Consider the following 19,654-nt stretch of genomic DNA (forward strand, 5'->3'; position numbering starts at 1 on the left):
GTGGATCTAGGCCGTGCCATCAGGCACTCTTTTCCGCTGCGGGCAGCCAACTTCGGTGTCCAACTCACCTCCGCGCTGGTCGACGCATCGATCCAGACTGCGACCGGGATAGCCGATCTCGCCACCCAGCCCGCCCGCCGCACCAGCGAGGCGGGGTGGTCGCTGACCCGGCGGTGCTTCCGCGGCGAGCAGCGGGCCTGGGTCGAGGTGCGCGGGCTCGAGGGCGCCACCGGAGCCGAACTCGCCACCGCCGTGCTCAGTGCGGCGCGGGCGTTGCCCGGGGTCACCTCGGTTCGGTTGAACCATCCGTTGTCCCGCCTGGTCGTCGGGCTGGACTCGTCGGCCCCCGACGTCGTGTCGTTGCGGGAGTTGTGCCGGGTCGTCGCCGACACCGAGAACCACTACCGCCGGGCGGCCCACCGCGAGCGCCCGCCGGCCAGCCTGCCCGGTGACGGCATGACGCAGATGCTGCGGACGTTGACCCTCGGCGCCAACGCCGCCGGTCTGGGCCTGGCGACGCTTGGCCGGCTGCTGCGGTTGCCGGGACTACCGCTGGGCCTGGAAGCCGGGGTCGTCGTCGTCGACTATCAGCCGCGTCTGCGCAGGCTGCTCGAAGAGAGCGTCGGCAAGCAGGCAACCGACGCCCTGTTATCGCTGGCCAGCGCGGGCATACACACCCTCAACCAGGCGCCCACCGCGTTGGCGGTGGACCTGTCGATGGAGGCGATGCGCGCCGGGGAGGAACGCGCCGCGGCGCGGGCCTGGCGTCGCCGCGAAGCCGAACTCGCCGACTACGCCGACCACCCTCCGGTGGCCATCCCGCCGCGGCCGGCACCCCGGCCGCCCGGTCCGGTCGAACGGCACCTGACCCGCAGCGCCTGGGCACAGGTCGTCGGGGGCGGCGTGATCGGCGCCGCGACCCGCAGTCCCGACCTGGCGGGCACCGCAGCAGCGGTGGCCGCGCCGAAGGGCACCCGCACCGCGCGCGAGTCGTTCGCCGCGACCCTGGGCCGCGGCCTGGCCGACCGCCATGGCGCGGTGGTGCTGCGGCCGGGCAGCCTGCGTGAGCTCGACCGGATCGACACCGTGGTCATCGACCCGCGGGTGCTGTGCGGCGACGACCTGCGGGTGACGCAGGTGCGCGGCGCCGACGACGACGAACTGCGCGCCGTGTGGGCGCAGGCCCAAGCCCGGCTCAGCGAGCCCGGACTGACACCGGGCTGGCACCGGATCGGCCCGCGCCACAGCGTGCAGGCGTCGTTCCAGCCCGCGTTGCTGCCGCTGGCCGCCGCGGTGGTCACCGAAGCCCGGCACGCCGACATCGAAGTGGTCTCGGTCGAGGTCGAGGCGCTCGGCGAGTTGCGGCCGATCTTCGATGACATCCGCCCGCTGGACGGAGCCTCGCTGGATGAGGCGCTGGCCGCCGCGGTGACCGCATATCAAGCCGACGGGCACGACGTCGCCGTGCTGTCGAGTGCCGCCGTCGAAGCACTCGCCGCCGCCGACGTGGCACTGGGCATGGTGCCGGCGCAGGGCTGCCCGCCGTGGTGCTCCGATGTGTTACTGACCGATCTGGACGCGGCGTGGCGAGTGCTGCACGCGCTGCCGGCGGCCCGCTCCGCCAGCCGCCGCGGCGTCGAGATCGCCACCGGCGCTTCGACATTGGGTGCGCTGCTGATGCTTCCCGGGGTACGTGGCAGCGGGCCCGGCCCGGTGACCACCGGCGCGGCGGCCGGCGCCCTGTCGGGCTATTGGCTGGCCCGCCGTGCCGTGGACGCGGCGGCGCCCCGGCCGGCGGCGGTACACGAGTGGCACGCCATGTCGGTCGACCAGGTGCGGGCGGTGCTTGCGCCATCGGATCGCGAGATCCCCGCCGAGGCCCACCATGCCCCCGCGGCGGCGGCCGCGCTGGCGGCGGTCGATCTGGCCCGCCGCGGCGCGCAGCGCACCGCCCCACCCCGACTGTTCTGGCAGTTCGCCCAGGCCGTGCGCAGTGAGCTGTCCGACCCGATCACACCGGTACTGGCCCTGGGGGCGGCGGCCAGCGCGGTACTGGGTTCACCGGTCGACGCGATGCTGGTCGGTTCGGTGGTGAGCGGCAACGCCATGCTGGCCGCCGCGCAACGCCTGGTGGCCGAGCGCCGGCTCAATGTGCTGCTGAACGAACAGGTCCCGCCGGCGCGCAAGGTCCTTCCCGACGGCGGGCATTGCGAAGTCGCCGCCGAGGAGCTGCGGCCCGGCGATGTGATCGAAGTCCGGCCCCACGAGGTGGTGCCCGCCGACGGACGGCTGATCGAGGCCATCGACCTCGAAGTCGACGAGTCGTCGTTGACCGGGGAATCGCTGACGGTGGTCAAACAGGTCGAGGCGACCCCGGGCGCGGAGCTGGCGGACCGGGAATGCATGGTCTATGCCGGCACCACCGTGGTGACCGGAACCGCGGTGGCTCTGGTGACCGCGACCGGCGGCGACACCCACGGACGCCGGGCCGCCGACCTGGTGGCCGGCGATCAGTCGGAAATCGGGCTGCAGCACCAGCTGAGCCTGCTGACCCGAAAAGCGTGGCGGATCAGTCTGGCCGGCGGTGCGCTGGTCACCGGGCTCGGTATGGCGCGCCGTATCGGATTGCGTCAGGCGGTGGCCAGCGGCATCGCGGTCAGCGTGGCCGCCATCCCCGAAGGGCTGCCGTTGGTGGCCACCCTGTCGCAGCAGGCCTCGGCACGCCGGCTGACCAAAGCCGGTGTGCTGGTGCGCGTTCCGCGTTCGGTCGAGGCTCTGGGCCGGGTCGACGTGGTCTGCTTCGACAAGACCGGGACGCTGAGCAAGAACCGGCTGCGGGTGACTCAGGTGCATCCGGCAGACGGTTTCACCGACGACGACGTGCTGCGTTACGCCGCGACAGCGGCCCCGGCGGCCAACGGCAACCGCCAAACGCACGCCACCGACACCGCCATCATCGAGGGCGCCGCCGAGGCGGGAGTCGCCGGTGCAGCCACCGGCCTCGGCGCGCACTTGCCGTTCCGTTCCGGGCGGCAGTTCTCGGCCTCGGTGCTCGGAACCGAACTGACGCTCAAGGGCGCCCCGGAGGTGGTGCTGGCGTGCACCGGCTCCGGTCCGGCCGTCAAGCAGGAGGTGGCCGCGCTCGCCGCCGCCGGCCTGCGGGTGATCGCGGTCGCCCGCCGCGACCTGACACCCGAGCAGGTGGCATCGCTCGGCGCGGATCCCGAACCCGACGAGATTGCCGAGTTCTGCAGCGAGGGACTGACGTTCGTCGGCCTGCTGGGGCTGTCGGACACCCCGCGCGACGAGGCCGCCGACCTGCTCGCCGACTTGGAACGGCGCCGCATCCCGGTGCGGCTCATCACCGGCGACCACCCGCTGACGGCCACCGCGATCGCCCGGGAGCTGGGCCTGCAGGTCACCAGCGATCAGGTGATCAGCGGCGCGGAATGGGATGCGTTGTCGCGCAAGGGCCAGGAGCGTGCGGTGGCCGAGCGGGTGCTGTTCGCCCGAATGTCACCGGAGAACAAGGTGCAGATCGTGCAGACCTTGGAACGCACCGGCAAGGTGTCGGCGATGGTCGGTGACGGCGCCAACGACGCCGCGGCCATCCGGGCCGCCACGGTGGGAATCGCGGTGGTCGCGCACGGCAGCGAGGCGGCCAGCACCGCCGCCGATGTGGTGCTGCTCGACGGGCGGATCCACACCCTGCTCGACGCGCTGGACGAAGGCCGCGAGCTGTGGCAGCGGGTGCAGGCGGCGGTGGCGGTGTTGTTGGGCGGCAACGCCGGCGAGGTGGCGTTCGCGATCATCGGCAGCGCGCTCACCGGGCGCTCACCGCTGAACGCCCGTCAGCTGCTGCTGGTGAACATGCTGACCGACGCGCTGCCGGCCACCGCGCTGGCGGTCAGTTCGCTCAGTGAGGCGGCCGCCAACGGCGGGCACGGCCCCGACGAGCGCGCACTGTGGCGCACGGTGGCGGTCCGCGGGGTGACGACCGCGTCGGCGGCGGTGGGCGCGTGGGCGATGGCATCGGTGACCGGCCGTCAACAGCGTGCCTCCACGGTGGCGCTGGTGTCCCTGGTCGCCACCCAGCTGGGGCAGACCCTGCTGGACTCGCATGACCCGCTGGTGGTGGCGACCGCCGTCGGCTCGCTCGGCGCGATGGGAACGCTGATCTCCATTCCCGGCGTCAGCCAGCTGCTGGGCTGCACCCCACTGGGCCCGCTGGGCTGGGCCCAGGCGCTGGGTACGGCGACGGCGGCCACCGTCGGCGCCGCCGTGGTGCCCCGGCTGCTGTCCGCTTTGCAGGACGCCGCGGACAAGCCCACCGAGTTCATGGTCCCGGGGCCGCGCCGGCCGGACGGCACCCCGGCGTCCGACGGCCACCCCGCGCCACGGCTGCGGCTTGTGCACAATGGGGACACCGGCTCTCGTCGCGGAACGGCCGCGGCCCGATCATCCGGCGACCTGTCGCCACCAGGAGGCTCATGATGGCGGACAAGCCGCGTCGCAGCACATCTCAGCGGGAAGCGGTGGCCCGCATCCGGGACGCGGAGGGTTTCGCAGTCGAGCTTCCCCTGGTCGGCAAGGTGACGGTGCCGCGTCCCGAGCAGCTGGCCTACTACGGGGGACTGGCGCTGCTGGCGGCGTTCGAGATCATCGACTGGCCGGTGGCCGTTGCGGTGGCTGCCGGCCACATTCTGGCCAACAACCACCGCAGCGAGGTGCTCGAGCAACTCGGCGAGGCCCTAGAAGACGCCTAGCAGACGCCCGGTCAGGCCTCGGGTCGTTCACCCGCTGGACCTCAGTCGTTGACGGTCAGCACCCCGACGCGCCATAGGAGTGCATACATCTGGTGCAGCGGACCGCTGAGCAGCCGGGTGGTCATGTCGACGACCGGGTCTGAGGCGGGCGCGGCCCGTCGGGTGTCCAGCTTCTTGGACGTGTTTGCGGCGCGCGGGGCCGGAGCCGAGATGTCGTTGTAAGCGATTGCAACCATGATGGCCTCCTAGTCGCGTAACGGCGCTACGCGCCCAGCGAGGAGTCCAGGGTTATGGCTCAGCTGGAGGCGGTATGCGACCGTTCGGATGGGGACGGAACAGACGTCAGATATCGGCTCGGACTATCACCGGAACTCATTCGTCCCTCACCTCCTCTCGGTCGCGGGCACACCTGGATGTGCCGGTTTCACCGCATGCTCGGGAGGCAGCTCCGACGAGTGTCGGAAGACCGCACCCCTCTCGTCAGAGCTTCGGCACTGCACGGCGTGTCCGGGCCCGCGACAACACCGCGGGACGGAAGCCACTTGGGCTCAACCCTTAAGCCGGGAGGAGCTGTCCTGACCCGGGGCGTCTTTCGACGTTCGGGGTCAGTGGCCTGTGTCCGTGCAGACGCCTCACCTAACGAGGTGCTTGCGTGGTCCATAGTGCATGACGGGCAGGCCGCGGTCAACTCCGCGACTCCCGGGCGTGTCGGAGGCTTCTGACGTGCCCGAATGCGCCCCGAAACGGGACGCGAGGCGTAATCTCACACGTCACTTTGGCAACAGTGGCATCGCGCCCGGTGGGCACGGCGCAGCGATCAGCCCCTGCCGCTGTCGGAGAAGTTCACCGGTTCGGCGGCGTAGCGCCCCGGCGCCACCCACGAGGTCAGCGCCCCGAGCACCATCATCACCGCAGCGGCGGCGAACACCACCGCCAAGCCGGTGTGGAACGGCCCGGAGATCAGCTGCGGGAAGAAGCTGTGCCCGGTCAGCGAGTGGACGTCGACACCGGGTTGGTTCAGGGCCCCGGAGGGGGCGAGCAACTCGGCGATCGGGTTGTAACCCAGAAACGCCGCGAACAGGCTGCCCACCGGCGGAGTCCCGGCCACCTGATCGGCCACCGCCGCGGACACGCCCTGCTGTTGCAGCCCGGCGCCCATCGCGGCGGGCAGCGTGTTGGCCAGACCGATCACCATCAGCGAGAAGAAGACACCGATCGACAAGGAGGTGCCGGCGTTGAAGAAGGTGGCGCGCACGCCCGAAGCCGCTCCGCGCTGATCGGCCGGAACGCTCGACATGACCACGGCACTGTTGGGCGCGGTGAAGATTCCACCGCCCAGCCCGTTGAGGAACACCAGCGCCGCGAACACCCGGTAGTCGAAGTCGACCGGGAGCAGCAGCAGCGCCACAAACGTCACCGCCATCAGCACCATGCCGCCGACCGCGAACGGCCGGGCGCCGTGCCGGTCCGACAGCGACCCGGCCACCGGCCCGGCCAACAGAAAGCCGGCCGTCATCGGCAGCAGGTAGATCCCCGACCACAGCGGGGTGGATTCGAAACTATAGCCGTGCAACGGCAACCAGATGCCCTGCAGCCAGATGATCAGCATGAACTGCAGGCCGCCCCGCCCGATCGCCGACATCAGACCCGCCAGGTTGGCCATGCCGAACGCCGGTATCAGGAACAGCCGCACATCGAGCAGCGGCGCGGCGACCCGCAGTTCGATGACACAGAACAGCACGAGCAGCGCCACCCCGAGCGCCAGCGAGCCGAGCACGGCGGGGCTGGTCCAGCTGGTCGGCGAATTCCCGTGCGGCTGAATGCTGTAGGTGATCGCGGTCAGCACCACGGTCAAGCCGAGCCCCAGCGTCACGGTGCCGGCCCAGTCCAGCTTGGCCGGTGCCCGCTCGCCCAGTTCGTGCAGTGACCGTACCGACCAGACGGTGCCCAGCACCCCGATCGGCACCCCCACCCAGAACACCGCGCGCCAGTCCCATTCCGAGAGCAGCCCACCGATCAGCAGGCCCACAAAGGAGCCCGCGACCGCCGCCACCTGGTTGACGCCCAGTGCCATGCCGCGCTGATTGGCCGGGAAGGCATCGGTGAGGATCGCCGACGACGACGCGAACAGCATCGCCCCGCCGACCCCTTGCACCACGCGCCAGGCGATCAGCCATTGGGCGCCGGCGGCGAGGTCGAACGGGTCGATCGACAGCGCGATCGCCGCGAGGGTGAACACCACGAAACCGGCGTTGTAGATCCGCACCCGCCCGAACATGTCCCCGAGCCGGCCGAAGAACACCACCAGCACCGCCCCGACCAGCAGGTAACCCATCAGCATCCACAGCAAGTAGCTGACATTCGCCGGATCCAGCGGATTCAGGCCGATGCCGCGGAAGATCGCCGGCAGCGAGATCAGCACGATGGAGCCGTTGATGGTGGCCAGCAGCACGCCCAGCGTGGTGTTGGACAGGGCGATCCACTTGTAACGCGGGTGGTCGCGGTCATAGCGCCGCCGGCGGCCGGTGGTGGCAACGGCGCCGGGATCGACATGTGCCCTGTCGATCTGCGCCGTCATCGATTCACCCGTGTCTCTCATAAGCTGAGGCACATATGTTAGCTATGCAAAGGATCGGATGCCTAATCTGCGCGGTGCGCAGCCTGGTCAGCGGCTTACATCGGCTGCCGTGCTGCGATAGCGTGGCAGGGCAGTGATGCCAGTGCAGCAATCCAAACCGCGGGAGCGCAACCAGTGCGCTGAGAGGACGGCCGGGGCCGTCGACCGTACGAACCTGACCGGGTAATGCCGGCAAGGGAGAGGAACAAACATGACCGATGTCTCGGATGTCCGCGTCGACCCGCAGGTGACCACCGGGCCCATCCCCTACAGCGAGAAGCACTACCGCGAGATCGAAGCCCCCGGCGGGGTGGTCATGAAGGTGCCGTTCCGGCGGATCAACCTGACCAACGGCGAGCACTTCGACGTCTACGACACCTCCGGCCCCTACACCGACCCCGATGCCGAGATCGACCTGCACCGCGGGCTGCCGCCGCGACCGGGCGTGGTGAAGGACCGGGGCACCCAGTTGCAGCGCGCCCAGGCCGGTGAGATCACCGCCGAGATGGCGTTCATCGCCGCCCGCGAGGGTTTCCCCGCCGAGCTGGTGCGCGACGAGGTGGCCCGCGGCCGCGCGGTGATCCCGGCCAATCACAACCACCCCGAGCTGGAGCCGATGATCATCGGCAAGGCCTTCAAGGTGAAGATCAACGCCAATATCGGCAACTCCGCGGTGACCAGCTCGATCGCCGAAGAGGTCGACAAGCTGGTGTGGGCGACCCGCTGGGGCGCCGACAACGTCATGGACCTGTCCACCGGCAAGGACATCCACGAGACCCGGGAGTGGATTCTGCGCAACTCCCCGGTGCCGATCGGGACGGTGCCGATCTATCAGGCGCTGGAGAAGGTCAACGGCGACCCGACCAAGCTGACCTGGGAGCTGTACCGCGACACGGTGATCGAGCAGTGCGAGCAGGGTGTGGACTACATGACCGTGCACGCCGGGGTGCTGTTGCGGTATGTGCCGCTCACCGCCAAGCGGGTCACCGGGATCGTGTCGCGCGGCGGCTCGATCATGGCGGCGTGGTGCCTGTCGCGGCATCAGGAATCCTTCCTGTACACGAACTTTGAGGAACTTGCCGACATCCTGGCCAGCTATGACGTCACGTTCTCCCTCGGCGACGGGCTGCGTCCCGGCTCGATCGCCGATGCCAACGACGAGGCCCAGTTCGCCGAGTTGCGCACCCTGGGTGAGCTGACCAAGATCGCCAAATCCCGTGGCGCCCAAGTAATGATCGAGGGTCCGGGCCACGTTCCGATGCACAAGATCGTCGAGAACGTCCGATTGGAGGAGGAGCTGTGCGACGAAGCGCCGTTCTACACCCTCGGGCCGCTGGCCACTGACATCGCGCCGGCCTACGACCACATCACCTCGGCGATCGGGGCGGCGATCATCGCCCAGGCCGGCACCGCCATGCTGTGCTACGTGACTCCCAAGGAGCACCTGGGCCTGCCGGACCGCAAGGACGTCAAGGACGGCGTGATCGCCTACAAGATCGCCGCACACGCCGCCGACCTGGCCAAGGGGCATCCGCACGCTCAGGATCGCGACAACGCACTGTCCAAGGCGCGCTTCGAGTTCCGCTGGTATGACCAGTTCGCACTGTCGTTGGACCCCGACACCGCGCGGGAGTACCACGACGAGACACTGCCCGCCGAGCCCGCCAAGTCCGCGCACTTCTGCTCGATGTGCGGGCCGAAGTTCTGCTCGATGCGGATCAGCCAGGACGTGCGCGACTACGCCGCCGAGAACGGGTTGCAGACCCAGGAGGACATCGACGCCGCGATCCAGAAGGGCATGGACGAGAAGTCCGCCGAGTTCGCCGAACACGGCAACCGGGTGTACCTGCCCATCTCCTCCTAGTGGAGTTCCTGCCGCTGGCCGCTCCCGGCTCGACCCCGGCGCGGGTGCTCACCATCGCCGGGTCGGATTCCGGCGGGGGCGCGGGCATCCAGGCGGACATGCGCACCTGTGCGCTGCTCGGAGTGCACGCATGTGTCGCGGTCACGGCGGTGACGGTGCAGAACACCGTGGGAGTCAAGAGCTTTCACGAGGTTCCGACCGACACCGTCGCCGCCCAGATCAGCGCGGTGGTACCCGACATCGGGATCCAGGCCGCCAAGACCGGGATGCTGGCGTCGGCGCGGATCATCACCACGGTTGCCGCGACATGGCGAGAACTCGCACTGCCGGTTCCGCTGGTGGTCGATCCGGTGTCGGCGTCCATGCACGGTGATGCCCTGCTGGCGTCCTCGGCCCTGGATGCGCTGCGCGACAACTTGTTTCCGCTGGCTACCCTGGTGACACCCAACCTGCACGAGGTTCGGTTGCTGGTCGACATCGACGTGGTGGACGCCGAATCGCAACGGGCGGCCGCCCGGGCACTGCACGGTCTGGGGCCGCGGTGGGTGCTGGTCAAGGGCGGGCATCTGCCGTCGGCGCAGCACAGTCCCGATCTGCTGTTCGACGGCACGGACTTTCAGGAGTTCCCTGGGCCACGGGTGGCCACCGCCGACGACCACGGCGCCGGTGACACGCTGGCCGCGGCGACCGCGTGCGCGCTGGCGCACGGGGCATCCGTGCCCGAAGCGGTGGACTTCGCCAAACGCTGGGTGACCGAGTGCCTGCGTGCCGCCTACCCGCTGGGCCACGGGCACGGCCCCGTCTCGCCGCTGTTCCGGTTAGGACGGGGCGCCCGGTGAGCCTGGAGGAGATAGCCGGTATCGCTCACCGCCCAGACGGCACCCCCGCCGGAGTGGTGGTGCTGACGCACGGCGCCGGTGGCAACCGGGATTCGTCTATGCTGCAACGGCTTTGCGGCGAGTGGGCGCGGCGCGGATTTGTGGCGATCCGCTACGACCTGCCGTTTCGTCGGCGCCGCCCGAAGGGCCCACCGTCGGGATCGGGTGCCGGAGACCGGGAGGGCATCACCGAGGCCATCGCGTACGCGCGCGGGTTGTCCGGCGGTCCGCTGATCGCCGGCGGACACTCCTACGGCGGCCGGCAGACCTCGATGGTGGTGGCCGCCAGAGGCACGCCGGTGGATCTACTGGCACTGTTCTCCTACCCGCTGCACCCGCCGGGCAAGCCGGAGCGGGCCCGCACCGAACACCTGCCCGGCATCGGGGTGCCCACGGTGTTCACCCACGGCAGCTCGGATCCCTTCGGCACGTGCGCCGAGGTCCACGACGCCGCCGCGTTGATTCCGGCCCCGCACCAGGTCGTTGAGATCACCGGCGCCCGCCACGACCTGGCCTCCAAGACGCTGGACGTGCCGGCGCTGGCGGTCGACGCCGCGCTGCGACTGCTGGGCCGAGGCCCGTGAGCCTCGCTGGTTACCGGTGAGTCAGGTACCGTAATTTTCATGAGTACGGAGCTGTTCGACGTCGTCATCGTGGGTGCCGGCTTCGGCGGGATGGGTGCGGCGATCGAGCTCAAGAAGCTCGGCTACGACAACATCGTCCTGCTGGAGCGTGAGGACGATCTGGGCGGGACCTGGCACGTCAACCGCTACCCGGGACTGGCCGTCGACATCCCGTCGACCACCTACTCGTACTGGTTCGAGCCCAATCCGCACTGGACGCGGCTGTTCGCCACCGGCTCGGAACTCAAGCGCTACGCCGAGCACGTCGCCGACAAGTACGACGTGCGCCGCCACATGCGGTTCAACACCACCGTCGAGGGCGCCCGCTGGGACGACGAGGCCCAGCGCTGGCAGGTGAGCCTGGCCGACGGCGCGACCCTGAGCGCCCGCTACCTGATCACCGCGACCGGGTTCTTGTCCCAGCCGCACACCCCCGACATCCCCGGCATCGCCGGTTTCCAGGGCAAGGTGGTGCACACCACCGCCTGGGACGACAGCTACGACTTCGCGGGCCGGCGGGTGGGCCTGATCGGCACCGGCGCCACCGCGGTGCAGCTGATCCCGGAGCTGGCCAAAACGGTCGCCGACCTCACGGTGTATCAGCGCACCCCGATCTGGGTCGCCCCCAAACTCGACTTCAACATCTCGCCGTTCATTCAGCGGATCTTCGCCCGGGTGCCGTTGACCCAGCGCGCGGTGCGCTGGGTCACCGACAACATGTTGGGGTTCATGACTTTCGTCGGGGTGCTTAACTTCCCCTATTTCCGCCGGCTTTCGGTCGCCGCGATGGACCTGTGCAAGATTCACCGGTTCGTGCAGATCCGGGACAAGGAACTGCGGGCCAAACTCACCCCCAGCTACGACATCGGCTGCAAACGGCCGAGCTGGTCCAACGACTACTACCGCAGCTTCACCAAGCCCAACGTGCACCTGGAGACCGCCGGCATCGAGCGGATCGAACCGGACGGCATCGTCGGCTGCGACGGGCGCAAGACCGAGATCGACACCCTGGTGCTGGCGACCGGATTCGACCTGTGGGAGGCCAACTTCCCGGCCATCGAGATCGTCGGACGTGACGGCCGAAATCTGGGTAAGTGGTGGCGGGAGAACCGATTCCAGGCATACCAGGGCGTATCGATTCCAGCCTTCCCGAATTTCCTGAGCCTGGCCAGCCCGTACGCTTTCTGCGGCCTGTCCTTCTTCAACACGATGGAATACCAGATGCGCCACATGGGCCGGTTGTTCGGCGAAGTGCAGCGCCGCGGCGCGACGACGTTCGAGGTGACCGAGGCCGCCAACGCCCGCTTCCTCGACGAGATGACCAAACGGCTGGATTCCTCGGTGTTCTACAGCGGTGACTGCGCGACGTCGCGGTCCTACTATTTCAACCCCGCCGGTGAGGCCTCGCTGCTGCGGCCGACCACCGTCCGCAACGCGGTGCGCGACGGCTCGCGGTTTCCCCTGGAGGACTACCAGATCGCCTGAGCGGTGGGATGAATCAGGCGTCAGGCCTGAGCCGGGCCGAACACGATGGACTCCATCAGTTTGCGCAGGCATGCCTGCGCGTAGCCCGGCCCGCCGGGGTCGGAATCCTCGCCGTACTTCGCCTTGCGTTCACGCGCCACCCGGCCCAGGTCGTCGACCAGCACCGCCACCATGTGCACCAGGAACCTGGCGTGGTCGCTGTCCAGTCCCGGCCGCACCATGATCAGCGGCTTGGCCCAGGTGTCCATGAATGCGCGCTCGGAATCCCGGAGCAGCTCCCGCTCCGCCGATGCGAGATTCACTCGCTCGGTGTCGTAGACGGCCGCCAGTTCCGGATTGGCGAACACCGTGGCCACGTATGCCTCGACCAAGCGGGCCAGCGCCTCCCGCGGGTCGGCGAAGACGCTGGCGATGGCCGACATCTCACCGGCGATCCGGTCCATGGCGCGCTGCAGGCCCGTCGTCAAGATGTCGGCCTTGCTGGAGAAGTACCGGTAAACCCCGGATGCGGGGACACCGACGGCCTCGGCGATCTCGGTGACGCTGGTCTCGGCATACCCCTTCTTGCCGAACAGCAGGATCGCCGCGTGCAGCAGGGCCTCGTAGGGTCCGGCGTCGGGTGTGAAGATGCGCCACACGGTCAGCCGATTGACCCCGACGTCTCCGGGCTGGGGCAGCTGGGTGGCCACCAGCGCGCGTGCGGCCTCGATGAGCATCGGCCGGATTTCTTCGTCGGGCAGCTGCAGCCGGTGGCCCAGGATGCTGCCGGCGACACTGAGCAGGCTCGCCGCCAGGGTCCAACGTTCCACGGCGTTCAGCTCCGGGCGCAGCACGCCGATCGGACGCTGAATGCGCCGATTCACCGTGGCCATCTGCGCCAGCAGCTTGGCCTGGTCGTCGGGCTGCAGGTAGCGGCCCTGCCACCGGTATAACCCGCCGGCCTGACGGTTGAGAAGCGCCGTTTCCAGGAGCGCCTCGACTATGCGGTCCAGCACCGCCGCGGGGTCCTGCTCCAATTCGGCGTCGGAGACGTCGAGGAGGAAGGCGGTGCAGTCGACCAGCTGTTGGCCGAGCGCCCCGACGACGACGGCGAACATGTGGTACTTGCTGGGATAGTGCCGGTACAGCGCCGGCGCGGATATCCCAACCCTGCTGGCGATCGCCTCCATGCTGGTCGCGTGGTAACCCTGCGCACTGAACGCTTCCGCCGCCGCACGGGTGATCTGTGCTTTGCGGTCCTTGGGGCGCCTCCTGATCTGGCCACCCGCACGTTCGGCCGGGTCGTTCGTGGCACCAAGCGTGATAACCACCCCTAATCAATCCCGACCGGCTCTGCTTGCAGAGCATTATTAACACACCCGGGTCGACCACGCAGGGCGAGGCATCCGGGTTCGACGCCGCCCTGGCTGCGACAGCTATGGGGCCAACGGTACCCGGTGACGCGCGTCTCGGACGGGAACGCCGTTGGGGCCGCCGATGGACTGCGCATAGGTCGCCACCGCGAACGCCACCGCGGAACCGGTGAGCGCCAGCGCATGCCGGTTGATCTTGGCGATGGTGTCGCCGGGGCCGTGATAATTCGGGTCGAACGCGGCGCCGGGTTTGCCGCCCCACAGCCGGGCCTGCGCGGTGGTCTTGAGTTGGGACGCCCCGGTGGTGATGCCGCCGACGGGCACACCGGCCACCACGAACGGACTGTAATCGGTGTCGCTGCTCAACGGCATGTCGGCGGGCCGCACCCCGACCAGGTTGAGGTAGCCGGCCAGGGTGCGTTCCACACCCGCCGATCCGGTGGGGACGTCGCCCGGGGCGATGTCGCGGCCCGGCAGGGCGGACTGGTCACCGTCGTAGGTGAAGAAGCCCGGATTCGGGGAGGCGAGCATGTCGAAGTTGAGGTAGACCGCGATGTCGTTGAGCTGGTCGCGGTCGAGTCCGAAGACGTAGTCGGTGGAGCCGCCGAGCTGTTGCTCGGCTGCCCCCCAGAAAGCGAACCGCACCGCATTGGTCACCGCCGGCGACGGTCCCAGCTGCAGCGCGGTCTCCAGCACCGCGGCCACGCCGGAACCGTTGTCGTTGATTCCCGGGCCACCCGGTGCGCCGTCCAGGTGCGCACCCACCATCACGACGTCATGTTCTGATCCGGTTTTGGTCTGCGCCAGTATGTTTCGGGAGGTGACCTTGACTGTGGTGGCGTCCAGCACGAGCCGCACCTTGCCGGTGGTGCGGCGTAGCGCATGGTCCCCGTCGCGGCCGGCCACCGCCACCGGCATGGTGAGCTGATCGTAGTAGTCCGGCGGGAACAGGCCGGCGGGCGCGCCGTTGCGGCTGGGCAGGCTGACCACGATCAGGGCGGCGGCACCGCGTTCGGCGGCCACGTTCTGTTTGACCACCACCGAACAGCCGGCGTCGCTGACCACCGCGATGCCGCCGCGGGGCACCGTGGCCGGATAGTCGGCCGCCGCACACCCGGCCGACCGGGTCGGGCGGATCACCGGGCCGGTCACTCCCCCGGCCGGGGTGCGCACCAGCAGCGACGCCTGGTCGACGGGATAGCCGATACCCCCGACGGTCAGGGTCGGCTTGCCCGGCGCCCGGTTATCCAGCCGGGTGAGCTCCGGGGTCTGCACGTCGAAGCCTTTGTCCCGCAGGGCATTGACCACGTAGTCGGCGCTGGCGTCGAAGCCCGGTGTGCCATCAGCCCGGTTTTGTTGATGCGCATCGGCGATTTCCTGCAAGCGCTGCAGGTGCCCCATGATGGCGTCGACCTTGACCTGACCGGCGAGCCGGTTCGACAGCGGCGGCTGCACGGCCTCCGGCGAGCAGCCCGCCACCAGGGCGGTTGCGACCAGTAGGGCGCCCGCCGGACGGATCACGGGGTGGTGACGACGTGGCGGGTGCGGTCGTCCCGAACCGGAACGCCGTTGCGGCCGCTGAGATCCTGCGCGTAGATCCCGGCGGCGTAGGGCACGCCTCGGCCGTTGACGGCCAACTCGTCGCGGTCGATGTTGTCGATGGTGTCGCCCTTCTGGTGGTAGTTCGGGTCGAACGGCTCATCGGCGGCACCGCCCCACAGCTTGGCCTCCTCGGCCGACTTCTTCACCTCGGCACCGGAGAACAGCCCGCCGGACGGGATACCGGCCTGGGTGAACCCGTCGTAGTCGGAGCGACCGTCGAACGAGGTGTCGCGCGCTTCCTTGCCGGCGGACTTCAGGTAGGCCACCAGGGTGCGCTCGATGCCGGCCGAGCCTTCCGGCACCACCGGCTGTCCGCGTTTGTCGGGGTCCAGGGACTGGTCGCCGTCATAGGTGAAGTAGCCCGGGTTGGGCGAGCCGAGCATGTCGAAGTTCAGATACAGCGCGATGTTCTTGAGCTGCTCGACGTCGAGCGACTCGATGTACTTCCTCGATCCGATCAGGCCGAGTTCTTCGGCGCCCCAGAACCCGAACCGCACCGCATTCTGCACATCAGGCGAATCACCTAATTGCAGAGCGGTTTCCAGCACCGCGGCTACCCCGGAGCCGTTGTCGTTGATGCCGGGCCCCTCGGGGACGCTGTCCAGGTGGGCGCCGAGCATCACCACGTTCTCGGTCGAACCGGTCTTGGTCTGGGCGATCACGTTGCGCGCCGGGATCTCATCGGTGTGCGCATCGAGTTTGACGGTCATGGTGCCGTGCCCGCCGCGCAGCATCGCGCCGTCGGCCTTGGTCACACTCACCACCGGGATCTTGACTTGGGTGGCCTCGCCCAGCGTGCCGCCCATCTTCTCCTCGTCGATGCTGTCGGCGATCACCAGTGCCACCGCACCCTTGTCGACGGCGATGGCCATCTTCTCCTTGAACGGGCAGGTTCCGCGGTCGACCAGCACCACGGCGCCGGAGACCGTCAGCCCGTCGTAGTCCTCTGCGCTGCAGCCGGGGCTGTCGTCGGCCGGCGCGACGACCAGCGGCCCGGTAACGCCGTCGGGCGGAGTTCCGAGACTGTACTGCAGCGCGCGAGCCTCCACGGTCTTGTCACCGAGTTGCACCGAGCCCTTTTCAGCCTTGAACACCCGGGCGATGAATTCGGGGGTCTGGACATCGAAACCGTGCTCGCGCAACGTGTTGGCCACGTAGTCGACGCTGGCGTCATACCCCGGGGTGCCGACGGCGCGGGTGTCGTTGTTGGCGTTGGCGATGTCCTGCAGCTTCTGCAGGTGCGCCATCATCGCGTCGATGGTGACCTTGTCGCTCAAGGTGTTCGCGAACTCCGCCGCCGCCGCGGCGTCCGGTGCCTTCTCAACGGTGCTGCGCGGCGCGCTGCTGCAACCACCGGTGAACAGCGCACCGAGCACCACGGCACCAAGGACGGGCATCAGCTTCTTCTGGTAATCCACCGCGTCCACGTTAGTGGGTGGGCGGCGCGACGCGCGCCAGGCACGGCTGGGTGCCGCCGCTGATTGCACCGAATGCAGCAGCCCCGCACGGCCATGCCGTGCGGGGCTGCCTGCTGCGATTCCTTAAGGAGCGGGCTGGGCGCCGGCACCACCGGCACCGCCGTCGCCGATCCCGCCGGCGTGCCCGCCGTTGCCACCGGCCACGCCTTCGATGGTCGACGTCCAGCCGTCACCACCGTCGCCGAACCACAGGCCGCCGTTGCCGCCGTCGGGGTCGGCCTCGGTGCCGTCGACACCGTTGCAGATCATGCCGCAGAAGCCCTCGGTGAATGGGGCGGTCAACTGGTTGATCACATTGTTGACCTGCGAACCGAAGTCAGAGTCGATCCAGCTCTGCAGCGCCGCGTGCAGCGGCGTGTAGAAGGCGGTCTCCCACATCTGTGCCATGCCGGTGGCATCGGCCGACCCCGCCAGGTCCCAACCGGACGAGGTGAAAAGGCTGTCGAAGTCTCCGGACAGGTTGCCCCACGCGGCCGGATCGAACAGATCGGTCAACAGGTCCTCGAAGTCGGCACTGGCGACCGGCGCGGTCGCCATCGGCGCCAACCCGAACGCCAAGAACGCCGCCACGGACGCGGCAGCACCCACCGCACGATCCCGCCGAGCCGGGCGCCCCGTCACACCATTGGACTAACCATCCCCGCGTCCTCCCCGATCGCCCCCAGCACCACAACACGTCGTTTACTGTGCCCTTAGGAAAGGCACGGTATCTGACACTGGGTAACTGTCTACCGACAGTGCAATAAGAACGCAGAATTCAGACGAATAGTCTGTTTTGGCGGATCCGGGGCGGCGGAGACACTGGCTGACCTGGGCTATCGTTGTCCAGTAGTCGAGGAAGGTCCACCCAATGACACAAGTTCGTGGCACTGCGCGACAGCGCCGCTTCCGGGCACGTCACGCACTGCTGAAAACTGGCCAACCCCTGCTGGCCATCCTCACAGCCACCGCGTTGGGAATGTTGGCCCCCACCCCGGCTGCCGACGCTGACTTCGAGGACCTGTTGACCGATCTGTTCGATCCGGCCGCGTGGGGCAACCTGTCCGGCGACTTCGACAGCCTGTTCGGCTCACCGGGTTGGGACCTCTCCGGGGACGCGCTGATCGGGTCGGCCGCCGGCAGCGGTGTCGCGTTCGACTTCTACACGCCGCTGCACGCGGCCCTGCAGAACTGGATCACCTCCGACTTCGGTGAACAGGTCCTCACCCCGCTCAACCAGATGTTCGCCCCGCTCTACCCCGATGCGTGCGGGCTGATCTGCAACGGAGCCGACGGCACCGAGGCCGACCCCGACGGCGGCAACGGCGGCGTCTTGTTCGGCGACGGCGGCGACGGCTGGACCTCCACCGTGGCAGGCGTGGCCGGTGGCGACGGCGGCAGCGCCGGCATGTTCGGCGACGGCGGTGACGGTGGCGACGGCGCGGCGGGAATCGACGGCGGCGCGGGCGGCCACGGGGGCGCCGGCGGCGCCGGCGGGTCGTTGTACGGCAACGGTGGCGCGGGCGGCGACGGGGGCAACGGCTCGGCCGCAGCGGAGGGTTCGTTGATCGGCGGGGCCGGCGGCGCAGGCGGAGCCGGCGGCGACGGTGGCCAACTGTTCGGCGGCGGCGGCCACGGGGGCCACGGCGGCGACGGCGGTGCGGCCACCGGAACCGGTAGCACCGGCGGTGCCGGTGGCGACGGCGGCAACGGCGGTCGAGTCGGCGGCAGCGGCGACCCGGCCGGTGGCGGTCACGGCGGGACCGGCGGCGACGGCGGGGCGGCCACCGGAACCGCCAGCACCGGCGGTGCCGGTGGCGATGGCGGCAAGGGCGGCGGCGGCACCAGCATCGTTCTCGGGGTTCTCGGCGGCAACGGCGGTACCGGCGGCGACGGCGGGGCCGGTGGCGCCGCTGCCGGCATCGGTGGCATCGGCGGGACCGGCGGCCACGGCGGGGGCGGTGGCCCCGGCGTGGGCTTCGGGGGCGACGGCGGCGCGGGCGGTAACGGCGGCGACGGTGGGGCCGGCAGCGACGGGGCAACCGGCGGCCTCGGCGGCCCGGCCGGCAACGCCGGACCCGGCACCGTCCACGGCAGCCCGGGCACTCCCGGCCAACCGGGCGCACCCGGCGTCACGTCTTAATCGGCGGGCGGGATCCCCGGCCCGGCCAGTCGTGCCGTCACCATGTCGGCCACCGCGGCCATTCCGGCGGCATTGGGGTGAAACGGCCATGGCCGCCACGGCAGCGGCAGGCCCGCACCCACCGTCCACGGCTGCGCCGACCACGGGTGGTGCTCGCGGCTGGCCTGCCCGGCGCGCACGATCTCGGCGCCGGTGGCGGCCGCGGCGGTGGCGGTGTGCCGCTCCAATTCGTCGGCGACGTGGCGGGCCAGCTCGACAACGTGCTCGGGCAGCCCGCCCGCCCGGATCCCGGCCGGTGGCAACAGGGTCAGGTAGTCGACGAAGATCACCCGAGCGCGGGGGGCCCGTTGTCTGACCGCGGTGCCGACCGCGCGCAGCGCGCCTTGCACCTCGTCGAGCGCCTGCTGGCGCTTGTCGCGATCCAGCAGCGCACCGATCGTCGGCAACAATCGCGTCACCCTCGGCAGCGTGGCAGCCATGAGCAGCGGCACGTAGCCGACGTCGTTGCCGCCGATCGTGATGGTCACCAGGGTCTCCGAGCCGTCGAGCGCCTCGATCTGCGGCGTCGCGCCGTGCTGGCGTTCGGTCAGCAGGTGGGCTGTCGTCGCGCCGGAGAACGTGACGTCGACGAGCTCGAAGTTCAGCGCGTTCGCGACCAGGTGGGGGTAGTTGCGGGTCGACCGTCGCGCCGCCCGCGGTGCAGCGGCGACGCCGGGCCGGATTCCGGGGCCCGCCGCCATGGAACTACCCAGGGCGACATAGCGATTCATTGCCGGTTTCGAGCGTGCGCAGTTGTACGAATGTTCGCGGCGTGTCGGGGACAAACACGCACGCTCGCGCGGGTGACGCGGGAGGGGGATGCGGGCG

General features: G+C 69.8%; 14 protein-coding genes and 1 riboswitch. Of the genes, 7 read left to right on the forward strand and 7 right to left on the reverse strand.

Translation table 11 applies throughout. The features are described from left to right. Together BST28_RS09540 and BST28_RS09545 are read left to right on the forward strand one after the other, a co-directional pair. Window positions 1-4,494: a cation-translocating P-type ATPase gene (locus tag BST28_RS09540; RefSeq protein WP_083080787.1), complete on the forward strand. Its 4,494-nt coding sequence runs from the start codon at window positions 1-3 to the stop codon at window positions 4,492-4,494. Next, window positions 4,491-4,766 (forward strand): hypothetical protein, encoded by a 276-nt coding sequence (locus tag BST28_RS09545; protein WP_019735890.1) that lies wholly within the window; start codon window positions 4,491-4,493, stop codon window positions 4,764-4,766. Before BST28_RS09540 ends, BST28_RS09545 begins: the two co-directional genes overlap by 4 nt. A 41-nt stretch (window positions 4,767-4,807) precedes the next feature. On the opposite strand, the gene BST28_RS09550 is transcribed toward BST28_RS09545, so the two are convergent. After that, entirely contained in the window at window positions 4,808-5,002 is a 195-nt protein-coding gene (locus BST28_RS09550; RefSeq protein WP_019735889.1) for an Rv1535 family protein, read from the reverse strand. A gap of 229 nt (window positions 5,003-5,231) precedes the next feature. Further along, window positions 5,232-5,417, reverse strand: a riboswitch (M-box (ykoK) riboswitch). A gap of 166 nt (window positions 5,418-5,583) precedes the next feature. Next, entirely contained in the window at window positions 5,584-7,344 is a 1,761-nt protein-coding gene (locus BST28_RS09555; protein WP_029248958.1) for an MFS transporter, read from the reverse strand. A 250-nt stretch (window positions 7,345-7,594) separates the two neighbouring features. Between BST28_RS09555 and thiC the strand changes: the two genes are divergently transcribed. Genes thiC through BST28_RS09575 form a run of 4 tightly spaced genes read left to right on the forward strand, consistent with a single transcriptional unit; the run spans window position 7,595 to window position 12,233 of the window. Beyond that, entirely contained in the window at window positions 7,595-9,247 is a 1,653-nt protein-coding gene (gene thiC, locus BST28_RS09560; protein WP_019735887.1) for a phosphomethylpyrimidine synthase ThiC, read from the forward strand. Beyond that, on the forward strand, window positions 9,247-10,086 hold the full coding sequence (thiD, locus tag BST28_RS09565) for a bifunctional hydroxymethylpyrimidine kinase/phosphomethylpyrimidine kinase (RefSeq protein WP_019735886.1): 840 nt from the start codon (window positions 9,247-9,249) through the stop codon (window positions 10,084-10,086). The genes thiC and thiD overlap by 1 nt, the downstream gene beginning before the upstream one ends. Then, complete coding sequence (locus tag BST28_RS09570; protein WP_083080788.1) at window positions 10,083-10,709, forward strand: alpha/beta hydrolase family protein; 627 nt, start codon at window positions 10,083-10,085, stop codon at window positions 10,707-10,709. The genes thiD and BST28_RS09570 overlap by 4 nt, the downstream gene beginning before the upstream one ends. A gap of 39 nt (window positions 10,710-10,748) precedes the next feature. Next, a complete protein-coding gene (locus BST28_RS09575) occupies window positions 10,749-12,233 on the forward strand; it encodes a flavin-containing monooxygenase (protein WP_083080789.1) in 1,485 nt (494 codons plus the stop codon). 20 nt (window positions 12,234-12,253) lie between these two features. On the opposite strand, the gene BST28_RS09580 is transcribed toward BST28_RS09575, so the two are convergent. From BST28_RS09580 to BST28_RS25075, 4 genes are all read right to left on the reverse strand, one after another. Further along, window positions 12,254-13,543 carry a TetR/AcrR family transcriptional regulator gene (locus BST28_RS09580; RefSeq protein WP_162113303.1) on the reverse strand — a complete coding sequence of 430 codons (1,290 nt, stop codon included), beginning with the start codon at window positions 13,541-13,543 and terminating at the stop codon, window positions 12,254-12,256. Between the two features lie 105 nt (window positions 13,544-13,648). After that, window positions 13,649-15,106 (reverse strand): M28 family peptidase, encoded by a 1,458-nt coding sequence (locus BST28_RS09585; RefSeq protein WP_019735935.1) that lies wholly within the window; start codon window positions 15,104-15,106, stop codon window positions 13,649-13,651. Then, window positions 15,103-16,584 carry a M28 family metallopeptidase gene (locus BST28_RS09590; protein ID WP_043335677.1) on the reverse strand — a complete coding sequence of 494 codons (1,482 nt, stop codon included), beginning with the start codon at window positions 16,582-16,584 and terminating at the stop codon, window positions 15,103-15,105. Before BST28_RS09590 ends, BST28_RS09585 begins: the two co-directional genes overlap by 4 nt. Before the next feature lie 144 nt (window positions 16,585-16,728). Next, window positions 16,729-17,253 carry a PGRS repeat-containing protein gene (locus BST28_RS25075; protein ID WP_019735937.1) on the reverse strand — a complete coding sequence of 175 codons (525 nt, stop codon included), beginning with the start codon at window positions 17,251-17,253 and terminating at the stop codon, window positions 16,729-16,731. A gap of 262 nt (window positions 17,254-17,515) precedes the next feature. Here BST28_RS25075 and BST28_RS25080 point away from each other — a divergent pair, with 262 nt between their 5' ends. Next, window positions 17,516-18,787, forward strand: a complete 1,272-nt coding sequence (locus tag BST28_RS25080) for a PGRS repeat-containing protein (protein WP_165758066.1) — start codon at window positions 17,516-17,518, stop codon at window positions 18,785-18,787. On the opposite strand, the gene BST28_RS09605 is transcribed toward BST28_RS25080, so the two are convergent. Beyond that, on the reverse strand, window positions 18,784-19,557 hold the full coding sequence (locus BST28_RS09605) for an SGNH/GDSL hydrolase family protein (RefSeq protein WP_083080790.1): 774 nt from the start codon (window positions 19,555-19,557) through the stop codon (window positions 18,784-18,786). The two genes, BST28_RS25080 and BST28_RS09605, sit on opposite strands and share 4 nt — an antisense overlap. Between the last annotated feature and the right edge of the window lie 97 nt (window positions 19,558-19,654).

Origin of the sequence: Mycolicibacter kumamotonensis, from assembly GCF_002086285.1 — a bacterium.
Lineage (GTDB): Bacteria > Actinomycetota > Actinomycetes > Mycobacteriales > Mycobacteriaceae > Mycobacterium > Mycobacterium kumamotonense.

Coding starts and splice junctions, on each gene's coding strand:
- BST28_RS09545 (WP_019735890.1), top strand. CDS start 4,491: ATGATGGCGGACAAGCCGCGTCGCAGCACATCTCAGCGGGAAGCGGTG.
- BST28_RS09550 (WP_019735889.1), bottom strand. CDS start 5,002: ATGGTTGCAATCGCTTACAACGACATCTCGGCTCCGGCCCCGCGCGCC.
- BST28_RS09555 (WP_029248958.1), bottom strand. CDS start 7,344: ATGACGGCGCAGATCGACAGGGCACATGTCGATCCCGGCGCCGTTGCC.
- thiC (WP_019735887.1), top strand. CDS start 7,595: ATGACCGATGTCTCGGATGTCCGCGTCGACCCGCAGGTGACCACCGGG.
- BST28_RS09575 (WP_083080789.1), top strand. CDS start 10,749: ATGAGTACGGAGCTGTTCGACGTCGTCATCGTGGGTGCCGGCTTCGGC.
- BST28_RS09590 (WP_043335677.1), bottom strand. CDS start 16,584: ATGCCCGTCCTTGGTGCCGTGGTGCTCGGTGCGCTGTTCACCGGTGGT.
- BST28_RS25080 (WP_165758066.1), top strand. CDS start 17,516: ATGACACAAGTTCGTGGCACTGCGCGACAGCGCCGCTTCCGGGCACGT.
- BST28_RS09605 (WP_083080790.1), bottom strand. CDS start 19,557: ATGAATCGCTATGTCGCCCTGGGTAGTTCCATGGCGGCGGGCCCCGGA.